19 protein-coding genes are annotated in these 18,361 nt (G+C 70.0%); 7 read left to right on the top strand and 12 right to left on the bottom strand.

The annotated features are described in order from the left end of the window. Window positions 1-65: 65 nt before the first annotated feature. Together glnL and ntrC are read left to right on the top strand one after the other, a co-directional pair. Window positions 66-1,088, top strand: a complete 1,023-nt coding sequence (gene glnL / locus DES41_RS03450; protein WP_114466809.1) for a nitrogen regulation protein NR(II) — start codon at window positions 66-68, stop codon at window positions 1,086-1,088. Between the two features lie 50 nt (window positions 1,089-1,138). Continuing rightward, window positions 1,139-2,668 (top strand): nitrogen regulation protein NR(I), encoded by a 1,530-nt coding sequence (gene ntrC, locus DES41_RS03445; protein WP_114465884.1) that lies wholly within the window; start codon window positions 1,139-1,141, stop codon window positions 2,666-2,668. Window positions 2,669-2,671: 3 nt separating this feature from the next. On the opposite strand, the gene xth is transcribed toward ntrC, so the two are convergent. Together xth and DES41_RS03435 are read right to left on the bottom strand one after the other, a co-directional pair. Continuing rightward, the gene (gene xth / locus DES41_RS03440; protein ID WP_114465883.1) at window positions 2,672-3,445 is read right to left on the bottom strand and encodes an exodeoxyribonuclease III; all 774 of its coding nucleotides are present in this window, start codon (window positions 3,443-3,445) and stop codon (window positions 2,672-2,674) included. Window positions 3,446-3,565: 120 nt separating this feature from the next. Next, window positions 3,566-4,273 (bottom strand): glutathione S-transferase, encoded by a 708-nt coding sequence (locus tag DES41_RS03435; protein WP_211332885.1) that lies wholly within the window; start codon window positions 4,271-4,273, stop codon window positions 3,566-3,568. A gap of 101 nt (window positions 4,274-4,374) precedes the next feature. On the opposite strand from DES41_RS03435, the gene DES41_RS03430 reads away from it, so the two are divergent. Both DES41_RS03430 and DES41_RS03425 read left to right on the top strand, forming a co-directional pair. Further along, complete coding sequence (locus DES41_RS03430; protein WP_114465879.1) at window positions 4,375-4,977, top strand: TetR/AcrR family transcriptional regulator; 603 nt, start codon at window positions 4,375-4,377, stop codon at window positions 4,975-4,977. Window positions 4,978-5,005: 28 nt separating this feature from the next. Next, window positions 5,006-5,800, top strand: a complete 795-nt coding sequence (locus tag DES41_RS03425) for a phosphodiesterase (protein ID WP_114466808.1) — start codon at window positions 5,006-5,008, stop codon at window positions 5,798-5,800. A gap of 83 nt (window positions 5,801-5,883) precedes the next feature. On the opposite strand, the gene DES41_RS03420 is transcribed toward DES41_RS03425, so the two are convergent. Next, window positions 5,884-6,792 carry a TauD/TfdA dioxygenase family protein gene (locus DES41_RS03420; RefSeq protein ID WP_114465877.1) on the bottom strand — a complete coding sequence of 303 codons (909 nt, stop codon included), beginning with the start codon at window positions 6,790-6,792 and terminating at the stop codon, window positions 5,884-5,886. Window positions 6,793-6,877: 85 nt separating this feature from the next. Here DES41_RS03420 and DES41_RS03415 point away from each other — a divergent pair, with 85 nt between their 5' ends. Together DES41_RS03415 and cysS are read left to right on the top strand one after the other, a co-directional pair. Next, entirely contained in the window at window positions 6,878-7,882 is a 1,005-nt protein-coding gene (locus DES41_RS03415) for an arsenic resistance protein (RefSeq protein ID WP_425466331.1), read from the top strand. Window positions 7,883-8,148: 266 nt separating this feature from the next. Further along, the gene (gene cysS / locus DES41_RS03410; RefSeq protein ID WP_114465872.1) at window positions 8,149-9,540 is read left to right on the top strand and encodes a cysteine--tRNA ligase; all 1,392 of its coding nucleotides are present in this window, start codon (window positions 8,149-8,151) and stop codon (window positions 9,538-9,540) included. Window positions 9,541-9,644: 104 nt separating this feature from the next. Here cysS and DES41_RS03405 read toward each other — a convergent pair whose 3' ends face one another. From DES41_RS03405 to coxB, 5 genes are read right to left on the bottom strand one after another with little or no spacing between them, the layout of a single operon-like run. Beyond that, window positions 9,645-10,304, bottom strand: a complete 660-nt coding sequence (locus DES41_RS03405; protein ID WP_114465871.1) for an NUDIX hydrolase — start codon at window positions 10,302-10,304, stop codon at window positions 9,645-9,647. Window positions 10,305-10,351: 47 nt separating this feature from the next. Continuing rightward, the gene (locus DES41_RS03400) at window positions 10,352-11,089 is read right to left on the bottom strand and encodes a cytochrome c oxidase assembly protein (RefSeq protein WP_114465869.1); all 738 of its coding nucleotides are present in this window, start codon (window positions 11,087-11,089) and stop codon (window positions 10,352-10,354) included. After that, window positions 11,074-11,448, bottom strand: coding sequence for a hypothetical protein (locus DES41_RS03395; RefSeq protein WP_114465867.1), 375 nt, complete (start codon window positions 11,446-11,448; stop codon window positions 11,074-11,076). Before DES41_RS03395 ends, DES41_RS03400 begins: the two co-directional genes overlap by 16 nt. Window positions 11,449-11,450: 2 nt before the next feature. Beyond that, on the bottom strand, window positions 11,451-13,955 hold the full coding sequence (gene ctaD, locus DES41_RS03390; protein WP_114465865.1) for a cytochrome c oxidase subunit I: 2,505 nt from the start codon (window positions 13,953-13,955) through the stop codon (window positions 11,451-11,453). Then, window positions 13,952-14,629, bottom strand: coding sequence for a cytochrome c oxidase subunit II (gene coxB, locus DES41_RS03385; protein WP_211332884.1), 678 nt, complete (start codon window positions 14,627-14,629; stop codon window positions 13,952-13,954). Before coxB ends, ctaD begins: the two co-directional genes overlap by 4 nt. Before the next feature lie 54 nt (window positions 14,630-14,683). Here coxB and DES41_RS03380 point away from each other — a divergent pair, with 54 nt between their 5' ends. Beyond that, window positions 14,684-15,166: a DUF2231 domain-containing protein gene (locus DES41_RS03380; RefSeq protein WP_114465861.1), complete on the top strand. Its 483-nt coding sequence runs from the start codon at window positions 14,684-14,686 to the stop codon at window positions 15,164-15,166. Here DES41_RS03380 and DES41_RS03375 read toward each other — a convergent pair. The 4 genes from DES41_RS03375 to DES41_RS03360 all read right to left on the bottom strand — a co-directional run bounded on the left by DES41_RS03375 (window position 15,144) and on the right by DES41_RS03360 (window position 18,337). Further along, on the bottom strand, window positions 15,144-15,605 hold the full coding sequence (locus DES41_RS03375) for a CopD family protein (protein WP_170168087.1): 462 nt from the start codon (window positions 15,603-15,605) through the stop codon (window positions 15,144-15,146). The genes DES41_RS03380 and DES41_RS03375 overlap by 23 nt on opposite strands. Window positions 15,606-15,777: 172 nt before the next feature. Continuing rightward, window positions 15,778-16,287 carry a dihydrofolate reductase gene (locus DES41_RS03370; RefSeq protein WP_114465858.1) on the bottom strand — a complete coding sequence of 170 codons (510 nt, stop codon included), beginning with the start codon at window positions 16,285-16,287 and terminating at the stop codon, window positions 15,778-15,780. A 9-nt stretch (window positions 16,288-16,296) separates the two neighbouring features. Then, the gene (locus tag DES41_RS03365) at window positions 16,297-17,109 is read right to left on the bottom strand and encodes a thymidylate synthase (protein WP_114465857.1); all 813 of its coding nucleotides are present in this window, start codon (window positions 17,107-17,109) and stop codon (window positions 16,297-16,299) included. A 190-nt stretch (window positions 17,110-17,299) separates the two neighbouring features. Next, a complete protein-coding gene (locus DES41_RS03360; protein ID WP_114465856.1) occupies window positions 17,300-18,337 on the bottom strand; it encodes a hypothetical protein in 1,038 nt (345 codons plus the stop codon). Window positions 18,338-18,361: the final 24 nt, after the last annotated feature.

Below are 18,361 nucleotides of genomic sequence, written 5' to 3'. Positions count from 1 at the left end.
GCCCCGTGCGCCCCGTGCGGCCCGTGTCGCCCGCGACGAGCTCGCGCTTCCACGCCTTCGACCTGCTGGCCACGCTGGTGACGGTGCTGCGTGCAGACGGCTCGGTGCTGTTCGCCAACGCCGCTCTCGAAGATGCGCTGGGCTTTTCGCGCCGGACCATCGAGGGTTCGTCCTTCGCCGATTTCTTCACCGAGCCGCACCTGGTGCAGAACGCGCTCGACGGCGCGCAGAGCAACGAGTTCGCCGCGCTGCGCTACGACGCCTTCCTCAAGCGCGCCACCTACGATCCGCTGCCCGTGCACGTGATCGTGGCGCCCGCCGAAGAGCCGGGCGAGATCATCATCGAGCTGCTACCGCAGGAGCAGCAGGCGCGCCAGGACCGCGAGGAGCGCCTGATCGACCAGGCCCAGGCCAACAAGGAGCTGATCCGCAACCTCGCGCACGAGATCAAGAACCCGCTGGGCGGCATCCGCGGGGCGGCGCAGCTGCTCGAGATGGAGATCGATTCGCGCGACCTGATCGAGTACACGCAGGTCATCATCCACGAGGCCGACCGGCTGCAGAGCCTGGTCGACCGGCTGCTGGCGCCGCACCGGCGCCCGCACGTGGTGGGCGACGTGAACATCCACGAGGTCTGCGAGCGTGTGCGCTCCCTGATCGTGGCCGAGTTCCCGCGCGGCCTGAAGGTCGTGCGTGACTACGACACCTCCATTCCCGAGTTCCGCGGCGACCGCGAGCAGCTGATCCAGGCGGTCCTCAACATCACGCACAACGCGGCCCAGGCGCTGGCCGAGCGCATCGCCGCGGGCGACGCCCAGATCACCTTGCGCACGCGCGTGGCGCGACAGGTTACCTTTGGTAAACAGCGCTATCGACTGGCACTGGAATTGCATGTCATCGACAACGGACCGGGGGTCCCGGAGTCGATCAAGAGCCGCATCTTCTACCCGCTGGTGTCGGGTCGGGATGGGGGATCGGGACTGGGGCTCACGCTCGCGCAGACCTTCGTGCAACAGCACCACGGCCTGATCGAGTGCGAAAGCAGCCCTGGCCGAACCGATTTCAAGCTATTGATCCCGCTGCCCTGAGCGCGTCGCTCGTGGTATCCAAGGCGGGCCGACCCGAGGTGACGAGGACGATGAAGCCGATCTGGATAGTAGACGACGACCAATCCATCCGCTTCGTGCTGGAGAAAGCGCTCTTGCGCGAGAACCTGCCCACGCGCAGTTTCACGAATCCACGCGAAGTGCTGGCCGCCCTGGAGGGCGCCAGCGACGAGGAGGGGCCGCAGATCCTGGTCAGCGACATCCGCATGCCGGGTGGCTCTGGCCTCGACCTGCTGGGCAAGGTCAAGGAATTGCACCCCGGCCTGCCGGTCATCATCATGACCGCCTTCTCCGACCTGGACAGCGCCGTCTCGGCCTTCCAGGGTGGCGCCTTCGAATACCTGCCCAAGCCCTTCGACCTGCCCAAGGCGGTGGAACTGATCCGCCGCGCCGTGGAGGAAAGCCAGCGCGAAGAGGTCTCCGAAGAGCGCATGGCCGCCGCGCCCGAAATGCTGGGCCAGGCCCCGGCCATGCAGGATGTGTTCCGCGCCATCGGGCGGCTGAGCCAGAGCAACGTCACGGTCATGATCACGGGCGAGTCCGGCTCGGGCAAGGAGCTTGTGGCACGCGCGCTGCACAAGCATTCGCCGCGCGCCAACGGGCCCTTCGTGGCGATCAACACGGCGGCCATCCCCAAGGACCTGCTGGAGTCCGAACTGTTCGGCCACGAGCGCGGCGCCTTCACGGGCGCGCAAACCATGCGGCGCGGGCGCTTCGAGCAGGCCGAGGGCGGCACGCTGTTTCTCGACGAGATCGGCGACATGCCGTTCGACCTGCAGACGCGCTTGCTGCGCGTGCTGTCCGACGGCCACTTCTACCGCGTGGGCGGGCACAACGCCGTCAAGGCCCATGTGCGCGTGATCGCCGCCACCCACCAGGACCTGGAGCAGCGCGTGCGCGAAGGCGTCTTCCGCGAGGACTTGTTCCACCGCCTGAACGTGATCCGCCTGCGCCTGCCGGCACTGCGCGAGCGCAGGGAAGATGTGCCCATGCTCACGCGCCACTTCCTGCAGCAAAGCGCTGCGCAGCTGGGCGTGGAGCCCAAGCGCATCTCCGACGCGGCGCTGGCCCAGCTCGGCCTGTTCAACTTCCCGGGCAACGTGCGCCAGCTCGAGAACGTGTGCCACTGGCTCACGGTGATGGCGCCGTCCCAGGTCATCGAGGCCAAGGACCTGCCGCCCGAGGTGCTGACCGCTGCCGCCGCGCCTGCCGCGGTGCCGGCGCAGGTGCCGCGGCCGGTGGCCGGCTACGAGGCGCCGGAGCCGGTGGCAAGCAGCCCCCTGGCCGAGGCCGTGCCGGGCGAGCCGCTGCCCGTGTCCGACCAGCCGGCGCCGCTGGACGGCGCCGCACCGGCCTGGGAGCGTGGCCTGGAGGCTGAGGCCTTGGCCTTGCTGGCGGCCGACCGCCACGATGTCTGGGACGTGCTCACGCGCCGCTTCGAATCCAAGCTGATCCTGACCGCGCTCAACAACACGCGCGGGCGCCGCATCGAGGCCGCGCAGAAGCTCGGCATCGGACGCAACACCATCACGCGCAAGATCCAGGAACTGGGCCTGGAGTGAGCGTCAGAGCTCCAGCACCACGGGCGCGTGGTCGCTGGGCTTTTCCCACTTGCGTGGCACGCGGTCTATCGCACAGCCCTTGACCTGCGCCTTGACCGCGTCGCTCACCAGGATGTGGTCGATGCGCAGCCCGCGGTTCTTCTGGTAGCCCAGCATGCGGTAGTCCCACCAGCTGAAGCTCTTGGGCGGCTGCTCGAACATGCGGAAGCTGTCCGTGAGGCCCAGGTCCAGCAGCGCACGGAAGTGCGCACGCTCCTGCTCGCTGTGGTGGATGGTGCCGGCCAGGCCCACGGGGTCGTAGCTGTCCTGGTCCTCGGGCGTGATGTTGAAGTCGCCCAGCAGCACCAGCTGCGGATGGGCGGCGAGCTCGGCGCGCAGGTAGGCCTGCAGGCCGGTCAGCCAGTTCATCTTGTAGACGAACTTGTCGGAATCCAGTGCCTGCCCGTTGACGAAGTAGCCGTTGACCACGCGGATCGGGCCGGTGGGCCCGTCCACCGTGGCCGCGATCACGCGCGCGTGCTCGTCGTCGAAGCCGACGATGTTCTTCACCACCTCGCGCACCGGCGTGCGCGAGAGGATGGCCACGCCGTTGTAGGTCTTCTGGCCGAAGATGGCCGCCTCGTAGCCCGCCTCGCGCAGCGCGTCGAGCGGGAACTTGTCGTCGGTCATCTTGAGCTCCTGCAGGCACAGCACGTCCACGGGGTTGGCGGCCAGCCAGGTCAGGACGTGGTTCAGTCGGGCGGTCAGGGAGTTGACGTTCCAGGTGGCGATGCGCATCGGTGTCCTCGTTCGGTGGAACACGCGATTTGAACTCTTTTTTTCGAAGCGCCGCCCGCCGCCAGACGCGGACGACGGCGGGCTTCGCCATGCGGGCAGCCGAGTGCTCTCGCCGGCGCTCTACCGGCCGGCAGCGGGCTGGACAGATGCCGGCACCGACATCGACACCCGGTTGCGCACGCTCGGCCGTTCCTGCATCCTGGCCCACCACGCGCGCAGCGCTGCGCACTCCGGCGGGATCGGCAACTCCACCAGCTCCGCGAAGATCAGCCCGCCGATGACGGCGATGTCGGCCATGGAGAAAGCATCCCCTGCGACGAATGGCTGCGCCTGCAGCACCGTGTCGAAGTAGCGCATGCCGCGCAACGCCTTGTCGCGCTGGCGCATGCCCCATTCGGCGTTCTGGTACAGCTCGACCGCCGGGCCGAGTCCCGGCGTGCCATGGTGGAAGTACACGCTGACCGCGTCCAGCAGCTCGATCTCGGCGCGCTTGTTCATCATGTGGATGAGGCCCTGTTCGCGGGGCGTGGCGCCCGTCAAGCTGGGCCTGCCGTCGAGCGTGTCGAGGTACTGCGTGATGGCCGTGCATTCGGCGATGAAGGTCCCGTCGTCCAGCTCGAGCACCGGCAGCGTGCCCGAGTAGTTCTTGGCCATAAATGCCGGCTGCTTGTGCTCGCCCTTCCAAAGATCGACGGACACGAAACGGACGCGCGATTGCAAGCCTTTTTCGGCCAGCGCAATCCTGACGCGTGCGGGGTAGGGCCCGGTGTGCCAGTCATGGACCGTCATCGTTGGCGTGGAAGCGGCTTGGAGTTCAGGGGTGGTCATTGGTCTACCTATCAGTTGATAGACGAATCATAAAGGCGTGTGTTTTTGCCTGTCAATCCCTATCTATCAAAAGATAGATAATTTGACCAAGGAGTGGCGACATGGGTTCCAACGCACGAGAAGACATCCTGGCCGCGGCCAGGCGGACGGCACAGGCGCACGGTTACAGCGGTCTCAATTTCCGCGACCTCGCCAACGAAGTGGGCATCAAGAGCGCGAGCATCCACTACCACTTTCCGACCAAGGCCGACCTTGGTGCGGCCGTCGCCCAGCGCTACTGGGAGGACACCGCGGCCGCGCTCGACGCCATGCGCGCCGCCAGCGCCGACCCGCTCGACTGCCTGCGCCGCTACCCGGACATCTTTCGCAAGTCGCTCGAGAACGACAACCGCATGTGCCTGTGCAGCTACATGGCGGCCGAGTACGACGACCTGCCCGACGCCGTGAAGACGCAGGTGCAGGCGTTCGCCGACGTCAACGTGGCATGGCTGGGCCAGGCCCTGGAGGCTGCTGGCGTGGCCAGCGCATCGGAGAGCGAATCCCGTGCCCGCGCGATCTTCGCGGCCATCGCCGGTGCGCAGCTCATTGCCAGGAGCCGATCCGACCTTGCGCTGTACGACGCGGTCGTTGACAGCTACCGCGCGGCAGGGCTGCTGCCCGCCCCAGCGGCCGGTTCGACCGTGCGTGGAACGAAACCTGCGTGATGGCTTGCCCCCGCAACGGGAGCCCACCGTGCTGATTGCCCAGATCTCCGACACCCACGTCAGGCCGCAGGGCCAGCTGTACCACGGCGTCGCCGATTCCAACCGGATGCTGGCCCAGGCCATCGCGCACCTGCACGCATTGGACCGGCGACCCGACCTGGTGCTGCTGACCGGTGACCTGGTCGACCAGGGACTCGCCGACGAATACGCCATGGCCCGCGCGTTGCTCGCCGAACTGACGATCCCGTATCTCGTCATCCCCGGCAACCACGACGAACGCGAGGCCTTCAGGCTTGCCTTCGCCGACCATGCCTGGCTGCCTGCATCCGGCCCGCTGCACTACTGCGTGGACGACCACCCGGTGCGCATCGTCGCGCTCGATTCGACGGTGCCGGGGGCGCACCACGGCGCCATCGATGCGGCCGGCCTGGACTGGCTGCACGCCACGCTCGCGGCCGACCGGGCCAAGCCCACCCTCGTGGTGCTGCACCACCCGCCGTTCGCCAGCGGCATTCCGTACATGGATCAATACGCGCTGCGCGCGCCCGAGCGGCTGGCGCAGGTGATCCAGCAGTTCGACAACATCGAAGCCGTGCTGTGCGGCCACATGCACCGCCAGATGCTGCGCCGCTGGGCTGGCACCGTGGCCTGCGCGTGCCCCAGCACCACGACCGAGATCGCGCTGCGCTTGCAGCCCGGCGCCAGGCCGGCCTCGTACATGGCGCCGCCGGCCTGCATGCTGCACCTCTGGAACGCCGGCCAGGGCATGGTCAGCCACACCAGCACCATCGGCGATTTCGAGGGGCCGTTCGACTTCGCGTAGTGCGCCGGCCGCGCTTGCAGGCCTTGCAGCTCGCCGCGGCTGGCGTCGTTGCGCAACACGGCGATGCCGCGCCGCGCACCGCCTCAAAACGGCCGGCTGCCCGACAGGCTGATGCGCTTGAGCAGGCGCGTCTCGCCGGACGCAAAGCCCGTGCGCGCATGCAGCGTGGCCTGGTTGTCCCAATAGACGATGTCGCCCACCTGCCAACGGTGCGTGTAGGCGAAGCGCGGCTGCGCAAGGTGGGCGCGCAGGCGTTCGACCAGCGCCTGGCCGCGGGCGGCATCCCAACCCACCACCTCCACCTCGGTGGCTGCATCCAGGTACAGCAGGCGCAGCCCGCTGTCTGGATGCGTGCGCACCAGCGGGTGCACCTCGAACGGCGCCAGCGGCGCGATGTCGGGCGTGCGGTACAGCGGCCGCGCGCCCGAGGGCAGCGGATGCAGCCGGCGCAGGAAGGGGTTGTAGGTGATCAGCTGCAGCCCATCGATCTCGGCACGCGTGGCCTCGTCCAGCGCGTCGTAGGCGGCCACCTCGTCGACCCAGGTGGTCTCGCCGCCCACCGCGGGCACCTGCAGGGCATAGAGGAACGAGCCCGACGAGGGCTGCGGCGTCCAGTGGTGGTCCGAGTGGGCGGCCAATTCGTGGTTGCCGAGCACGCCGTCCTCGACATTGCCGACCTTGACGATGGCCGGCGTGTTGCCGCCATAGGGGTCGGAGGCCAGCACCGGCACATCGGCCGGCGGCTGGAACACCGCGCCGAAGTAGCTCGCTAGGCGCAGGTACTGTGGGTCGTCCAGCTGCTGGCCGCGCAGCAACACGATGCGGTGGCGCTGCAGCGCCTGGCGGATCGCGCGCACCTGGGCCGCGGCCAGCGGCTGGCGGGCGTCGATGCCCTGCGTGACCGCGCCGAGGGCGGCGCCTGGCAGCGCCTGCACCGACCAGCGTGCCGCGGCAGATGGGCGGGTGGGGGGGAGGTCGAGGACGGCGGGCATGCGGGCTTCCTTGGTTCGTGTCGGTTCGGTGTGGCGCGTCGGCATCCTAGGCAGCACCGGCGTGTGCGTGAACGCAGCATTGCGCATGTCGATATGCGCAAAGCGCTCGGCTAAGCTCGGCGCGGTGCCCGGCCTCCAAGACGTCCTCGAAACCCGCCAGCCCTGGATCTATTTCGGTGCCATGGCCCTCGGTGCGGCCGGCGCGCTGGCCATCCCGGGCACCGCCGCGCTGCAGCCGGCCATCGCACCCGCCCTGGCGCTGATGCTGTTCCTGACCTTCCTGCAACTGCCGCTGGCTGCGCTGGGCCAGGCCTTGCGTGCGCGGCGCTTCCTGGCTGCGCTGCTGGGCGTGAACTTCGTGGCCGTGCCGTTGCTCGTGGCGCTGTTGCTGCCGCTGCTGCCGGCCGATCCGCTGCTGCGCCTGGGCGTGCTGCTGGTGCTGCTGTGCCCCTGCATCGACTACGTGGTGGCCTTCGCCCAACTGGGCCGGGCCGATGCGCGGCTGCTGCTGGCGGCCACGCCCTGGCTGCTCCTGCTCCAGATGGCGCTGCTGCCGCTGTACCTCGCACTGCTGCTGGGCGATGCGGCTGCCGGCCTGGTGCGGCCCGGGCCCTTCGTGCAGGCCTTCGTCTGGCTCATCGCCGTGCCGCTGCTGCTGGCCCTGGCCTGCCAGCGCGGGGCCAGCGCGCGCGTGAACGCGGCGCTGGCGCTGCTGCCGGTGCCGGCCACGGCGCTGGTTCTGCTCATCGTCGTGGCGGCTGTGCTGCCGCAGCTGGGCCAGGCCGGGCCGGCGGCGCTGCGCGCCGTGCCGGTCTATCTCGCATTCGCGCTGCTGGCGCCCCTGCTGGGCTGGTGGGTGGCCCGGCGCGCCCGCCTGCCGGCGCCTGCCGCGCGCGCCGTGGCCTTCAGCGCGGCCACGCGCAACTCGCTCGTGGTGCTGCCGCTGGCGCTGGCCGTGCCGGGGGCGGTGCCGCTGCTGCCGGCCGTGGTGGTGGCGCAGACGCTCGTCGAGCTTGTGGCCGAACTGGTCTACATCCGCTGGCTGGCGCGGCTGGGCGCGCAGGACGGCATTCGCACGCTGCGCCGATGAGAACGGCGCCTGCTTAGGCGGCCGCTTTCGAACCCGCTGACCTCGGACCGACAGGGGGGCGGGCTTCCTCTTCGAAGACCCAGGGGCCTCCTGGCAACGCAAGCCGAGTGTTAGCATGCCCGCATGCAAGCGCAATCTATGTTCACTTTGAAGGAGTGTCGCGGCCGGCCCTAGAAGCCTGCCGATCGTGTGATTGCACGTCCATTGTTTTCTAGAGGCCGCATGAGCTCAGCTCCTGCGGCCTTTTTGTTTTTGCGGAGCGACGGATGCCCACGGAGCTGATGCTGTTCGACACCTTGCAACACCGGTTGCGCCCTTTCGTGCCCCTGCGCGAGGGCCATGTGGGGCTGTACGCCTGCGGGCCCACGGTCTACGACCATGCCCACATCGGCAACCTGCGCAGCTACCTGTTCGGCGACACCCTACGGCGCGTGCTGGCGCTCAACGGCCTTTGCGTGCGCCACGTCGTCAACATCACCGACGTGGGCCACCTCACGTCCGACGCCGACAGCGGCGAGGACAAGATGGAAACCGGCAGCCGGCGCATGGGGCGCAGCGCCTGGGAGATCGCGGCCTACTTCACCGACGTCTTCCAGCGCGACATCGCGGCGTTGCGCATCCTGCCGCCAACGCTCTGGGCCCGCGCCACGGACCACATTGCGGAGCAGATTGACTTCATCGGCGACATCGAGCGACGCGGCTTCGCCTACCGCACCAGCGACGCCATCTACTTCGACACGGAGATGCTGGACGACTACGGCGCGCTGGCGAGGCTGGACAAGAGGGGCCTGCGCCCGGGCCATCGCGTGGACGTCGGCGACAAGCGCAGCCCGACCGACTTCGCGCTCTGGAAGTTCAGCGGCAGCGCGCGGCGACAGATGGAGTGGGACAGCCCCTGGGGTCGCGGCTTTCCGGGCTGGCACATCGAGTGCTCGGCGATGTCGGAGAAACACCTGGGCGCGCTGTTCGACATCCACATCGGCGGCGAGGACCACATCCCGGTGCACCACACCAACGAAATCGCGCAGCACCAGGCCAGGCACGGGCATGGGCCGGCGAACTACTGGCTGCATGGCGCTTTCCTGCAGCTGGAGGGCAGCGCCAAGATGTCGAAGTCCGATGGGAACTTCCTGCGGCTGCAGACGCTGGTGGACGCGGGCTACGACCCGCTCGCCTACCGCTACCTGGTGCTCACCGCCCATTACCGCTCGCCCCTGGTCTTCAGCTGGGAGGCGCTGAAAGCCGCCCAGACAGGGCTTGGCCGCTTGCGCCAGGCTGTCGCCACGCTGCCGGAAGCGGGCGCGGTGGACGCTGACTGGCAGCACCGCATGCGCAGCGCTCTCCACCATGACCTGAACACGGCTGGCGCCCTGTCCCTGGCCTGGGAACTGCTCAGAAGCCCGGTGCCAGCGGCAGCGAAGCGTGCGACGCTGGCCTGGCTGGACAACGCCCTGGGCTTGGGGCTCGCGGGCTCAGCGACACCGGTGGTCGACGTGCCGCCTACCGTGCTGCGAATGGCCGTCGAACGCGATCTTGCGCGCCAGGAAAAGCGCTGGGCCGATGCCGATGCGCTGCGCCTGCGGATCGAAGCTGCCGGCTACCGCGTGCGCGATGGCGCCGGGCGTAGCATGGTGGACCGCGTGCCGGCACCGCAGTGATGTGGGTGGCGTGTTGCACCAGGCCGGTCGATGGCCGGTGGCACCAGCACGACCAGGAACCTCAATGCACGTTCAGGTGACGGTTCGTGGCCGCAGGCCCGTCGCTAGCGGCGCGCGAACAAGGGCTGCTCGTAGTGCGCCACGCGCGTGGCGCGGCCGGCCAGGCAGACCTCGCGAAACTGGAACAGCAGCGCAGCCGTGGGTGCTGCGACCCAGCCGTCGCCGACCGGCATGCGCAGCACCGGGTGCGGGCTGTCGTCGATGGCTTCGAGCAGCGGCGCGTCGGCGCGCTGCAGTTCGGTCAGGCGCACGCGGTGGATGCTGGCGACCTCGGCGGGATTGGGCAAGAGCGCGCCGCGCACCGGGCCGGCCCAGACCACGACCGGCGTGATCGCGAAGCCCGAGCGCGTGGGGAAGTCGTCGAGCAGCCCCAGCACGGCTTCGGGCCCCAGTTCCAGGCCCACCTCTTCGTGCAGTTCGCGCAGCGCCGCCTCGGCCGCGGACTCGCCGGGCTCGACACGGCCACCGGGCAGGGCCCATTGGCCGGGGTGGTTGCGCAGGTGCATGGCGCGCCGCGTGAGCAGCACCGCGGCCTCCGCACTCCAGTGCGCGGGGCGGGCGAGGCCGGGGAACTCCGCGCCCGCGCCTTCCTCCACGAGGGCCAGCGCGACGGCGGCGCGGTGTCCGGCCGCAGGCACGCCGTGCAGATCGAAGGTGGCGAGGTGGCGGGCGATGAGGTCGCGAAGCGCTGCGTCCAGCTGCATGGTCGGCGGTGGTCCGGGTCGTGGGGCCGGACCAGTATGCCCGCGCCTCAGTGCGCCGGTGTCGCGCGCCGGACTGGATGGCCCGGCGCGAACCAGCGCAGCGCCAGCGCCACGGCGGCCAGCAGATAGCCCAGTGCGCCGAGCACCCACATCAGCAGCCCGGCCAGCTGTTGGTCGTGCAGCGGCTCCAGGCCCCAAGCCCGTGCGCCAGGGGCTGCGTACAGCGGTTCGCCCGCAAAGGTCAGCAGTGCGCCCAGCAGCCCGGTGTGGGCCATGGTGGCCAGCAGCGCGAGCAGTGCCGTGCCGCGCCAGGGCGGCGGGGCCAGCAGCACGGCCCGCCAGAACCACCAGGCCGAGCCCAGCAGCAGCGCCAGCGCCAGCACATGCAGGCCCGCATGGCCGAGAACGGCCGCGTACAGCGGTGGCCAATGCCAGAGCCAGAGCAGTGCGCCATGCACGGCCGCGGCGGGCCCCGGCCTGGGCATGTGGGCACGCGGCGGCGATGCAAGCACGAGCAGCCCCATGCCCGCCAGCAACAGCATCAGCTGCACCATGTGGGCCGCGGCCAGCGTGGCCGCGAGCCGGCACAGCGGCGAGGCCAGGGCCAGCGCGAGCAAGGCCCAGCCCACGAGCGGCAGCGGCCTGCGCCGGCGTGCGAGCAGCCAGGCCAGCAGGCCCAGCAGCGGCAACAGCGTGGCCGGCGCGAGGCTCCAGCGCAGCCACCAGTCCTGCGGCAGGGCGGGCGGGCTGCCGGTCAGGCACAGGGAGATCAGGTCGTCGAACATGCGGCGTCCTCCATGGTCGATGCCAGCATCTGGCCGGCGCAGGGTGGCAGGGCCAGCAGCGGCCAGCCGGTCCAGACGGTGGCGGCGACGGCCACGGCGGTCAGCACGCGTGCCAGGCGGCGCAGCGGCTCGGCCCAGCCGCCGAACCACCGCCACAGCGCGGCCAGTGCCAACAGGTGCACGAGCCAGGCCAGGGCCAGTGCGGCCGTCAGCAGGTTGAAGCCGGCGAGGCGGCCTGCATGCCATCCGGCTTCGCACCCCAGCGTCAGGCCGGCGTACAACACGACGAAGCTGCTGGCCCATAGCAAGAGGCCGGCGGTGCAGCCGAGCAGCCAGTGGATGGGCCTGCTGGTCGGCATGCTCAATGTCCCCAGGCCGGCACGTGCATGGCCAGCAGCAGCACGGCGCCGGTGGCGGCCGTGTAGTCCCACCACAGCCGTGCGTTGTGCAACTCCACACCGCGCTGCGTGGACAGGTAGCCCGCTTGCCCGCGCGCCAGCGCGTAGGCCGCGAACACCGCGCCCAGGGCCGTGTGCAGCACGGCGTAGGCCAGGCTGAAGCCCAGCATCGCGCCATAGGCATGTTCGCGCGGCGACGGCATGCCGGGCAGCACGCCGGCCGGCACCAGCAGCGTGGCAGACAGCGCTGCCGTCAGCGCGGCCAGCAGCGCCAGCTGCCGGCCACGGGCGTCGCCGCGCGCGTTGGCGCGCACGGCGTAGCGCATGGCACCGCAGGCCAGGGCCAGCGCGGCCGCGCCGGCCAGCGGCATCACCCATCCAGCCTGCAGCCAGCGCAGTGGTGGCCAGCCCGGCGCCACGGTGGCCAGGTAGGCATGGCCGAACAGCAGGGAGACGAAGAAGCTGCCGTTGGCCACCAGTGTCCAGAGCAGCCCGGCCCGGCCCGGGGCGCGTTCCACCACATCGTGCACAGGCAGGAGCACGCCAGCGCCCGCGTCCACGGGCAGCGGGTCCTGCCGCAGGCCGATGGACCAGGCCCAGCGCCAGAACAGCGCGAGCGCGAGCAGCGCGGCCGGCGGCGCGAGCCAGTAGCTCTTGGTCAGCAGGGCCATGAACACGCAGCCCACCGCCAGCGCCGCCAGCAACGGCAGCCAGCTCGGGCGCGGCAGCCGCACCACGTGCGTGGGCTCGCCGCTGATGGGCTCGCAGCCCAGGCTGCGCTGCTCGCCCTCGCGCGGGTCGGCCAACAGGCCTTCGCCGGCCGCGGCGCGCGCGCCGAGGTTCGGTTCCGTCCACAGCGGTTCGGCCCCCGGCACGCGCGGCTGGCTCGCGAAGTTGTAGAAGGCCGGCGGCGTGGGCATGGCCCATTCCAGCGTGGCCGCGCGCCAGGGGTTCTGCGGTGCGATGCGGCCCAGGTAGGCGCTCACGAGCAGGTCGATCAGGAGCAGGAAGAAGCCGATCGCCATCACGAAGCTGCCGAGTGAGGACACGAGGTTGGGCAGGTCCCAGCCCAGGCCGGTCACATAGCTGCCAACGCGGCGCGGCATGCCCAGCAGCCCCGTCAGGTGCATGACGAAGAAGGTGGTGTTGAAGCCCGTGAAGACGAGCCAGAACGCCCAGGTGCCCAGGCGCGGCAGCGTCTGCCGGCCGAACAGGTGCGGGAACCAGTAGTACACGCCCGCCAGGAAGGGGAACAGGAAGCCGCCGACCAGCACGTAGTGCAGGTGCGCGACGACGAAGTGCGTGTCGTGCGCCTGCCAGTTGAACGGCACCAAGGCCAGCATCACGCCCGTGAGCCCGCCGCAGACGAAGACCACCAGGAAGCCCAGCAGCCACAGCATGGGCAGCGCCAGTTTGGGCCGGCCGTGCCAGAGCGTGGCGATCCAGGCGAACATCTGCACGGCCGTGGGGATGGCCACCAGCATGCTCGCAGCCGAGAAGAACACCAGCGCCAGGTGCGGGATGCCGACGGTGAACATGTGGTGCACCCAGAGCCCGAAGCTGATGAAGCCCATGGCCACCACGCTGGCCAGCACCCAGCTGCGGCCCACCAGCGGGCGCTGTGCGAAGGTCGGCACCAGCGTGGAGACGATGCCCGCCGCGGGCAGGAAGATGATGTAGACCTCTGGGTGGCCGAACAGCCAGAACAGGTGTTGCCACAGCAGCGGATCGCCGCCGCGCGCGGCATCGAAGAAGGGCCAGCCGGCCGCGCGTTCGAGTTCCAGGATCAGGCTGCCCAGGATCAGCGGCGGAAAGCCCGCCAGCATCATGCCGGCCGTGACCAGCATGTACCAGGCGAACAGCGGCATGTCGACGAGCCGCATGCCCGGCGCGCGCATCGTCAGGATGGTGACGATGATCTCCACCGCCGCCGCCACGGCAGAGATCTCCACGAAGGTGATGCCCAGCAGCCAGACGTCGGCGTTCACGCCCGGCGTGTGCGTGGCGTTGGACAGCGGCGTGTAGAGGAACCAGCCGCCGTCGGGTGCGAGCCCGGCCGCCAGCGCACCGAGCAGGATCAGCCCGCCCAGCAGGTAGCACCAGTAGCCGAATGCGCCCAGCCGCGGGTAGGCCAGGTCGCGCGCGCCCAGCATCTTGGGCAGCAGGTAGATCGCGAAGCCCTCGATCAGCGGGATCGCGAACAGGAACATCATGATGGTGCCGTGCATCGTGAAGACCTGGGCGTACAGCGCATCGTCGAGGAAGGCCGACTGCGGTGTCGCGAGCTGCGCGCGGATCAGCATGGCCAGCAGGCCGCCGACGAAGAAGAACACCAGCGCCGTGGCGATGAAGCGCCGGCCCACAATGTTGTGGTTGACGGCCGAGAGCGAGCGCCAGCCATTGGGGTTGCGCCAGACCTGTTGCAGCCGCCGGTGCAGCGCTACCGGGTGCGGATCAGGGTGCGTCATGGCCCGGCCCCCTGCATGCGCGTGGCCAGCGCCTCGGGCGCATGCGCATGCACCTCCATGGGCATGCGCGCATGGCCCGTGCCGCAGTACTCGGCACACACGCCGCGGTAGATGCCCGGCGCATCGGCCTGCAGGCGGACCACGTTGGTGCGCCCCGGGATCGCATCGATCTTGCCGCCCAAGCGGGGCACCCAGAAGCCGTGGATCACATCGGCCGTGCGCACGCGCACGTCCACAGGCTGGCCGGCGGGGATGTCGATGCGGTTGGGCTGCAGGGGCGCGAGCGGATGCGCGGGGTAGCGCACATCCCACTGCCACTGGCGCGCCGTGACCTCCACCGTGAACACCGGCGCGGCGCCGGGCAGCGGCAGCAGCGCATGGCCTGCCCGCAGGCCCCAGAGCAGCAGCGCGCCGATCGCCAGCCCCGGCAGCAGCAGGCCGCCGCCCAGCAGCCAGGCGCGCTCGACGCCGGACGTGGGTTCGGCGCTGTGCCGGCGCCGCAGCACGGCAGCCAGGCCCAGTGCCGTCATGCCCAGCGTGAGGGCGCCGGCACCCCAGAACATCCACCACCAGACCTGTGCGATGGGCGCGGCGCCGGGCCCGGCGGGGTCCAGCGCGGAGAGCGGGCCTGCCGTGTCGCACCCGGCCAGCACGGCGCTGGCGCACAGGGCCACGGCGCCATGGCCGGCAGCATGGCGGCGTGCCGGGCTTCTACAGTGGGCTGCAGCATGAAGCATTACGCCGACCCCATCCCGCATGGCACGACGACCCGCGTGCACTTCTTCGGCCACCCCGCGCACGCGATGCTGGTGCCGTTCCCGATCGCCTTCCTGGTCTCGGTGTTCGCGAGCGACGTGGCCTGGTGGTACTGGGGCGACCCGTTCTGGGCCCGCATGTCGCTGTGGCTGGCGGGTGGCGGGGCGCTGAGCGGCATCGCGGCCGGCCTGGTCGGCACGGCAGAACTGGTGGCAGTGCGCGACATCCGGCGCCGCGCCGCGGCCTGGAGCCATTTCGTCGTGGCCGTGATGCTGCTGTCCGTGGGCATGGCCAACTGGGGCCTGCGGCTCGGCGATGCCGAGGCCGCCATCCTGCCCATGGGCCTGTATCTCTCGGGCCTGGGTATGTTGCTGGTCGGCGTGGCCGGCTGGCTGGGCGGGACGCTGGTGTTCGAGCATCAGGTGGGCGTCCTCAACGAAGACGAGGAAGACTGAGCGGCAGCGCGGGCTGTGCCAGCACCAGCCACAGCACGCCCAGGATCAGTGCCAGCGGTATCGCCGCCGTGGCCAACAACAGGCCGGGTGGCCAGATGCGCGGTTGCTCGCGCAATACCAGGATCAGCTTGCCGCAGCCCGCATGGAACAACGCCATCGCCGCCACCAGCGTCAGCTTGGCGAAGAACCAGGGCGCGTAGACGTTCATGAGATGGATCAGCGCCGTGCCCGACACCACGGCCAGCACCGCGGCCGGCGAGGCCAGCGCGATGTAGACAAAGCGCGTGGCTGCGCGCAGGCGGCGCCTGCTCACCTTGCCTTCGGTCACCGGGCACAGCGCCAGCAGGGACGGCAGCGCGAGCAGGCTGGCACACCAGCTCAGCAGCGCGGCCAGGTGCACAAATTTGATCCAGGGCATCCAGGCGGCGAGAAGGTCCATGCGGCATTCGAGGCTGTGCCGATGCTGCTCGGCAGAGGGTGCCGGGCGCGCTTCTTGGTGTGGTTCTCGCGCGTGCCAGTGGCAGGTGCTGCCAGTCTGGCGTGCGGGGGGCACGCGCTTCCAGCGGCCCGTGCGCCGCCGCAGAGTCGGATGGGGCCTACGGCCCGGCGCGTCAAGCCGCCGTGGCGGGGGCGGCTGTGTTGCGGTAGTGCACGAAGCTGAAGGCCAGCCCCGTGGCCGAGACATGGCGCTCGCGTGCGACCTCGGTCCAGGCGGAGTCGAAGCGGGGCGCGTAGGCGTCGCCCTCGAAGCTGGCTTCGATCTCGGTCACCACGGCCGTGCTGGCCTGTGGCAGCGCCTGCGCGTAGACATCGGCGCCGCCCGTGACCCAGACCTTGGCATCGGCAGGGCACAGGCCCATGGCTTCTTCGAGCGATGCGGCCCGCAGCGCACCGTCGGCCTGCCAGCCGGGGTGGCGCGTCAGCACGATGTTGATGCGGCCCGGCAGCGGCCGGAACTTGGGCGGCAGCGAATCCCAGGTCTTGCGGCCCATGACCACCGGGCAGCCCATGGTGGTGGCCTTGAAATGCGCCATGTCCTCGGGCAGGCGCCAGGGCAGGGTGTTGTGGTAGCCGATGACGCCGCCTTCGGCCTGGGCCCAGATCAGGTGCAGTGAGGGCATGTCAGGGCCTCAAACGGCGACGGGCGCCTTGATCGGCGGATGCGGGTCGTAGCCTTCGATCGCGAAGTCTTCGTACCGGTAGTCGAACACCGAATCGGGCTTGCGCAGGATCTTCAGCGTCGGGTAGGGCCGCGGGTCGCGCGACAGCTGCAGTTCGACCTGCTCCACATGGTTGCTGTAGATGTGGCAGTCGCCGCCGGTCCAGATGAAGTCGCCGACCTGCAGGTCGCACTGCTGGGCCAGCATGTGGGTGAGCAGTGCATAGCTGGCGATGTTGAAGGGCACGCCCAGGAAGATGTCGGCGCTGCGCTGGTACAGCTGGCAGCTCAGCTTGCCGTCGGCCACGTAGAACTGGAAGAAGGCGTGGCAGGGCATGAGGGCCATCTTGGAGAGGTCGGCCACGTTCCAGGCGCTCACGATGATGCGGCGCGAATCGGGGTTGCTCTTGAGCTGCTTGACCACCTCGGCGATCTGGTCGATGTGGCCGCCGTCCGGCGTGGGCCAGGAGCGCCATTGCACGCCGTAGACCGGGCCGAGGTCGCCATCGGCCTTCGCCCACTCGTCCCAGATCGAAACACCGCGTTCCTTCAGCCAGTTGTTGTCGCTCGATCCCGTCAGGAACCACAGCAGCTCCACGATGATGGACTTCAGGTGCACCTTCTTCGTGGTGACCAGCGGGAAGCCCTCGGACAGGTCGAAGCGCATCTGGTGGCCGAACACGCTCCTCGTGCCGGTGCCGGTGCGGTCGCCCTTGGCCACGCCATGGGTGTGCACGTGGCGCATGAAGTCTTCGTACTGGGAGCGGATGGCGGGGGTGGTCATGGTCTGCGGTTCGCTGGAGGGTTCAGTCGACTGGGCGCGTGCGACGCTTCGGTACTGGCGCCCCAGATGCCATCGCGCCGGATACAGGAGTCGTCGTCAACGGCGGTCTGGGTGCGCTCTTGCCAACCTTAGCCGGGGCGGGGCATCGGGTCTCCTACCCAGGAAAATGTGCAGATTTTAGGCGCATGGCTCACACGAAGTTGCGCGGCGCGCCGCAGCCTGTGTCTGCTGGCGCCTGGCCTTTGCCCGGCACCGCATACGGCCGGATCTCTTCCGGGTGCTGGCGCAGGTAGCGCATCAGCGTGCGGCGCTTCTCCGGGCCGCGTACGCCTTCTGCACCCACCGCTGCGGCCTCGGCCAGCAGGCTGGGAAAGCGGTCCTCGACGCGCTGGTAAATCGAGCGCCAGAGCTTCTTCAGCGTGTGCGGCGAGATGCCCAGCAGGCTGACGATGAGCTCGTCCGGCTCGTCGGACAGCGCGCGCCGCAGCAGCCGCTGCTCGGCCCCGCGAAATCCGAAAATGGGCGTGCAGTGCTCGAAGATCTCGCGGATCTGGAAGCCCGGCAGCTTGCGCAGCGCCTCCGCACGGCACAGCGAGAACAGCTCTGGCGCGGTGTGCGCAGCGCTGCCCGTGGCCGCAGTGTTGTGCGCGCTGCGCTGCACGAAGCCGATGCTGTGCATGTAGGGGTGCTCGCCCTGCCACGCCTCCTGGAAGATCTCGCGCACGCGGTGCCCGGCATGGGCCAGCCGCATCGCCGTCACGGCCGCAGATATCACGGCCACGGCCTGCGGGTTGCCGATGTCCATGTTGCGCTGCTGATAGTGCAGCACCATGAAGCTCACGCCCTCGTCGACGCCGCGCGAGCCGTTGGCGCGCGCCAGCTCCCGTTCGCTCGGCGGCCGGGTGCGGCCATCCAGCAGTTCGGCATACAGCTGCCGCGCGAGCCATGGCTGCGGCGCTTGGCGCAGGCGCTGTTGCCAGCGTGCGTCCAGCGCGACCGCCATGCCGACGGCCTGCACGCGTTGGCCCGCAGGCGCGCTCACGTCCTCGATCACGTCAGCGTTGAAGCCGGGGTGCTGCAGCAACTGCTGCCACAGCGCTGGCAGGCGTGCGCGGGTCGGTGCATCGAGCGCGAGCCAAGGCGGCAGCAGGCCCAGCGCTTCGTCGAAATCGCGCGGCTGCAGCAGGCGTCGTTGCAGCGCGGGCTTGGCGGGCGGGGTGGCTGGCATGGGCGGCCTTGGGGCTTTTGGGTG

Origin of the sequence: Pseudorhodoferax soli (genome assembly GCF_003337555.1) — a bacterium.
Taxonomy (GTDB): domain Bacteria; phylum Pseudomonadota; class Gammaproteobacteria; order Burkholderiales; family Burkholderiaceae_C; genus Pseudorhodoferax; species Pseudorhodoferax soli.
This window is presented reverse-complemented; position numbering and strand designations above follow the sequence as displayed.

Bases quoted from the DNA above. Each gene is read 5' to 3' on its own strand.
- ntrC (WP_114465884.1), top strand. From the start codon at position 1,139: ATGAAGCCGATCTGGATAGTAGACGACGACCAATCCATCCGCTTCGTG.
- xth (WP_114465883.1), bottom strand. From the start codon at position 3,445: ATGCGCATCGCCACCTGGAACGTCAACTCCCTGACCGCCCGACTGAAC.
- DES41_RS03435 (WP_211332885.1), bottom strand. From the start codon at position 4,273: ATGACCACCCCTGAACTCCAAGCCGCTTCCACGCCAACGATGACGGTC.
- DES41_RS03430 (WP_114465879.1), top strand. From the start codon at position 4,375: ATGGGTTCCAACGCACGAGAAGACATCCTGGCCGCGGCCAGGCGGACG.
- DES41_RS03420 (WP_114465877.1), bottom strand. From the start codon at position 6,792: ATGCCCGCCGTCCTCGACCTCCCCCCCACCCGCCCATCTGCCGCGGCA.
- DES41_RS03415 (WP_425466331.1), top strand. From the start codon at position 6,878: ATGTCGATATGCGCAAAGCGCTCGGCTAAGCTCGGCGCGGTGCCCGGC.
- cysS (WP_114465872.1), top strand. From the start codon at position 8,149: ATGCCCACGGAGCTGATGCTGTTCGACACCTTGCAACACCGGTTGCGC.
- DES41_RS03405 (WP_114465871.1), bottom strand. From the start codon at position 10,304: ATGCAGCTGGACGCAGCGCTTCGCGACCTCATCGCCCGCCACCTCGCC.
- DES41_RS03400 (WP_114465869.1), bottom strand. From the start codon at position 11,089: ATGTTCGACGACCTGATCTCCCTGTGCCTGACCGGCAGCCCGCCCGCC.
- DES41_RS03395 (WP_114465867.1), bottom strand. From the start codon at position 11,448: ATGCCGACCAGCAGGCCCATCCACTGGCTGCTCGGCTGCACCGCCGGC.
- ctaD (WP_114465865.1), bottom strand. From the start codon at position 13,955: ATGACGCACCCTGATCCGCACCCGGTAGCGCTGCACCGGCGGCTGCAA.
- DES41_RS03380 (WP_114465861.1), top strand. From the start codon at position 14,684: ATGAAGCATTACGCCGACCCCATCCCGCATGGCACGACGACCCGCGTG.
- DES41_RS03375 (WP_170168087.1), bottom strand. From the start codon at position 15,605: ATGGACCTTCTCGCCGCCTGGATGCCCTGGATCAAATTTGTGCACCTG.
- DES41_RS03370 (WP_114465858.1), bottom strand. From the start codon at position 16,287: ATGCCCTCACTGCACCTGATCTGGGCCCAGGCCGAAGGCGGCGTCATC.
- DES41_RS03365 (WP_114465857.1), bottom strand. From the start codon at position 17,109: ATGACCACCCCCGCCATCCGCTCCCAGTACGAAGACTTCATGCGCCAC.
- DES41_RS03360 (WP_114465856.1), bottom strand. From the start codon at position 18,337: ATGCCAGCCACCCCGCCCGCCAAGCCCGCGCTGCAACGACGCCTGCTG.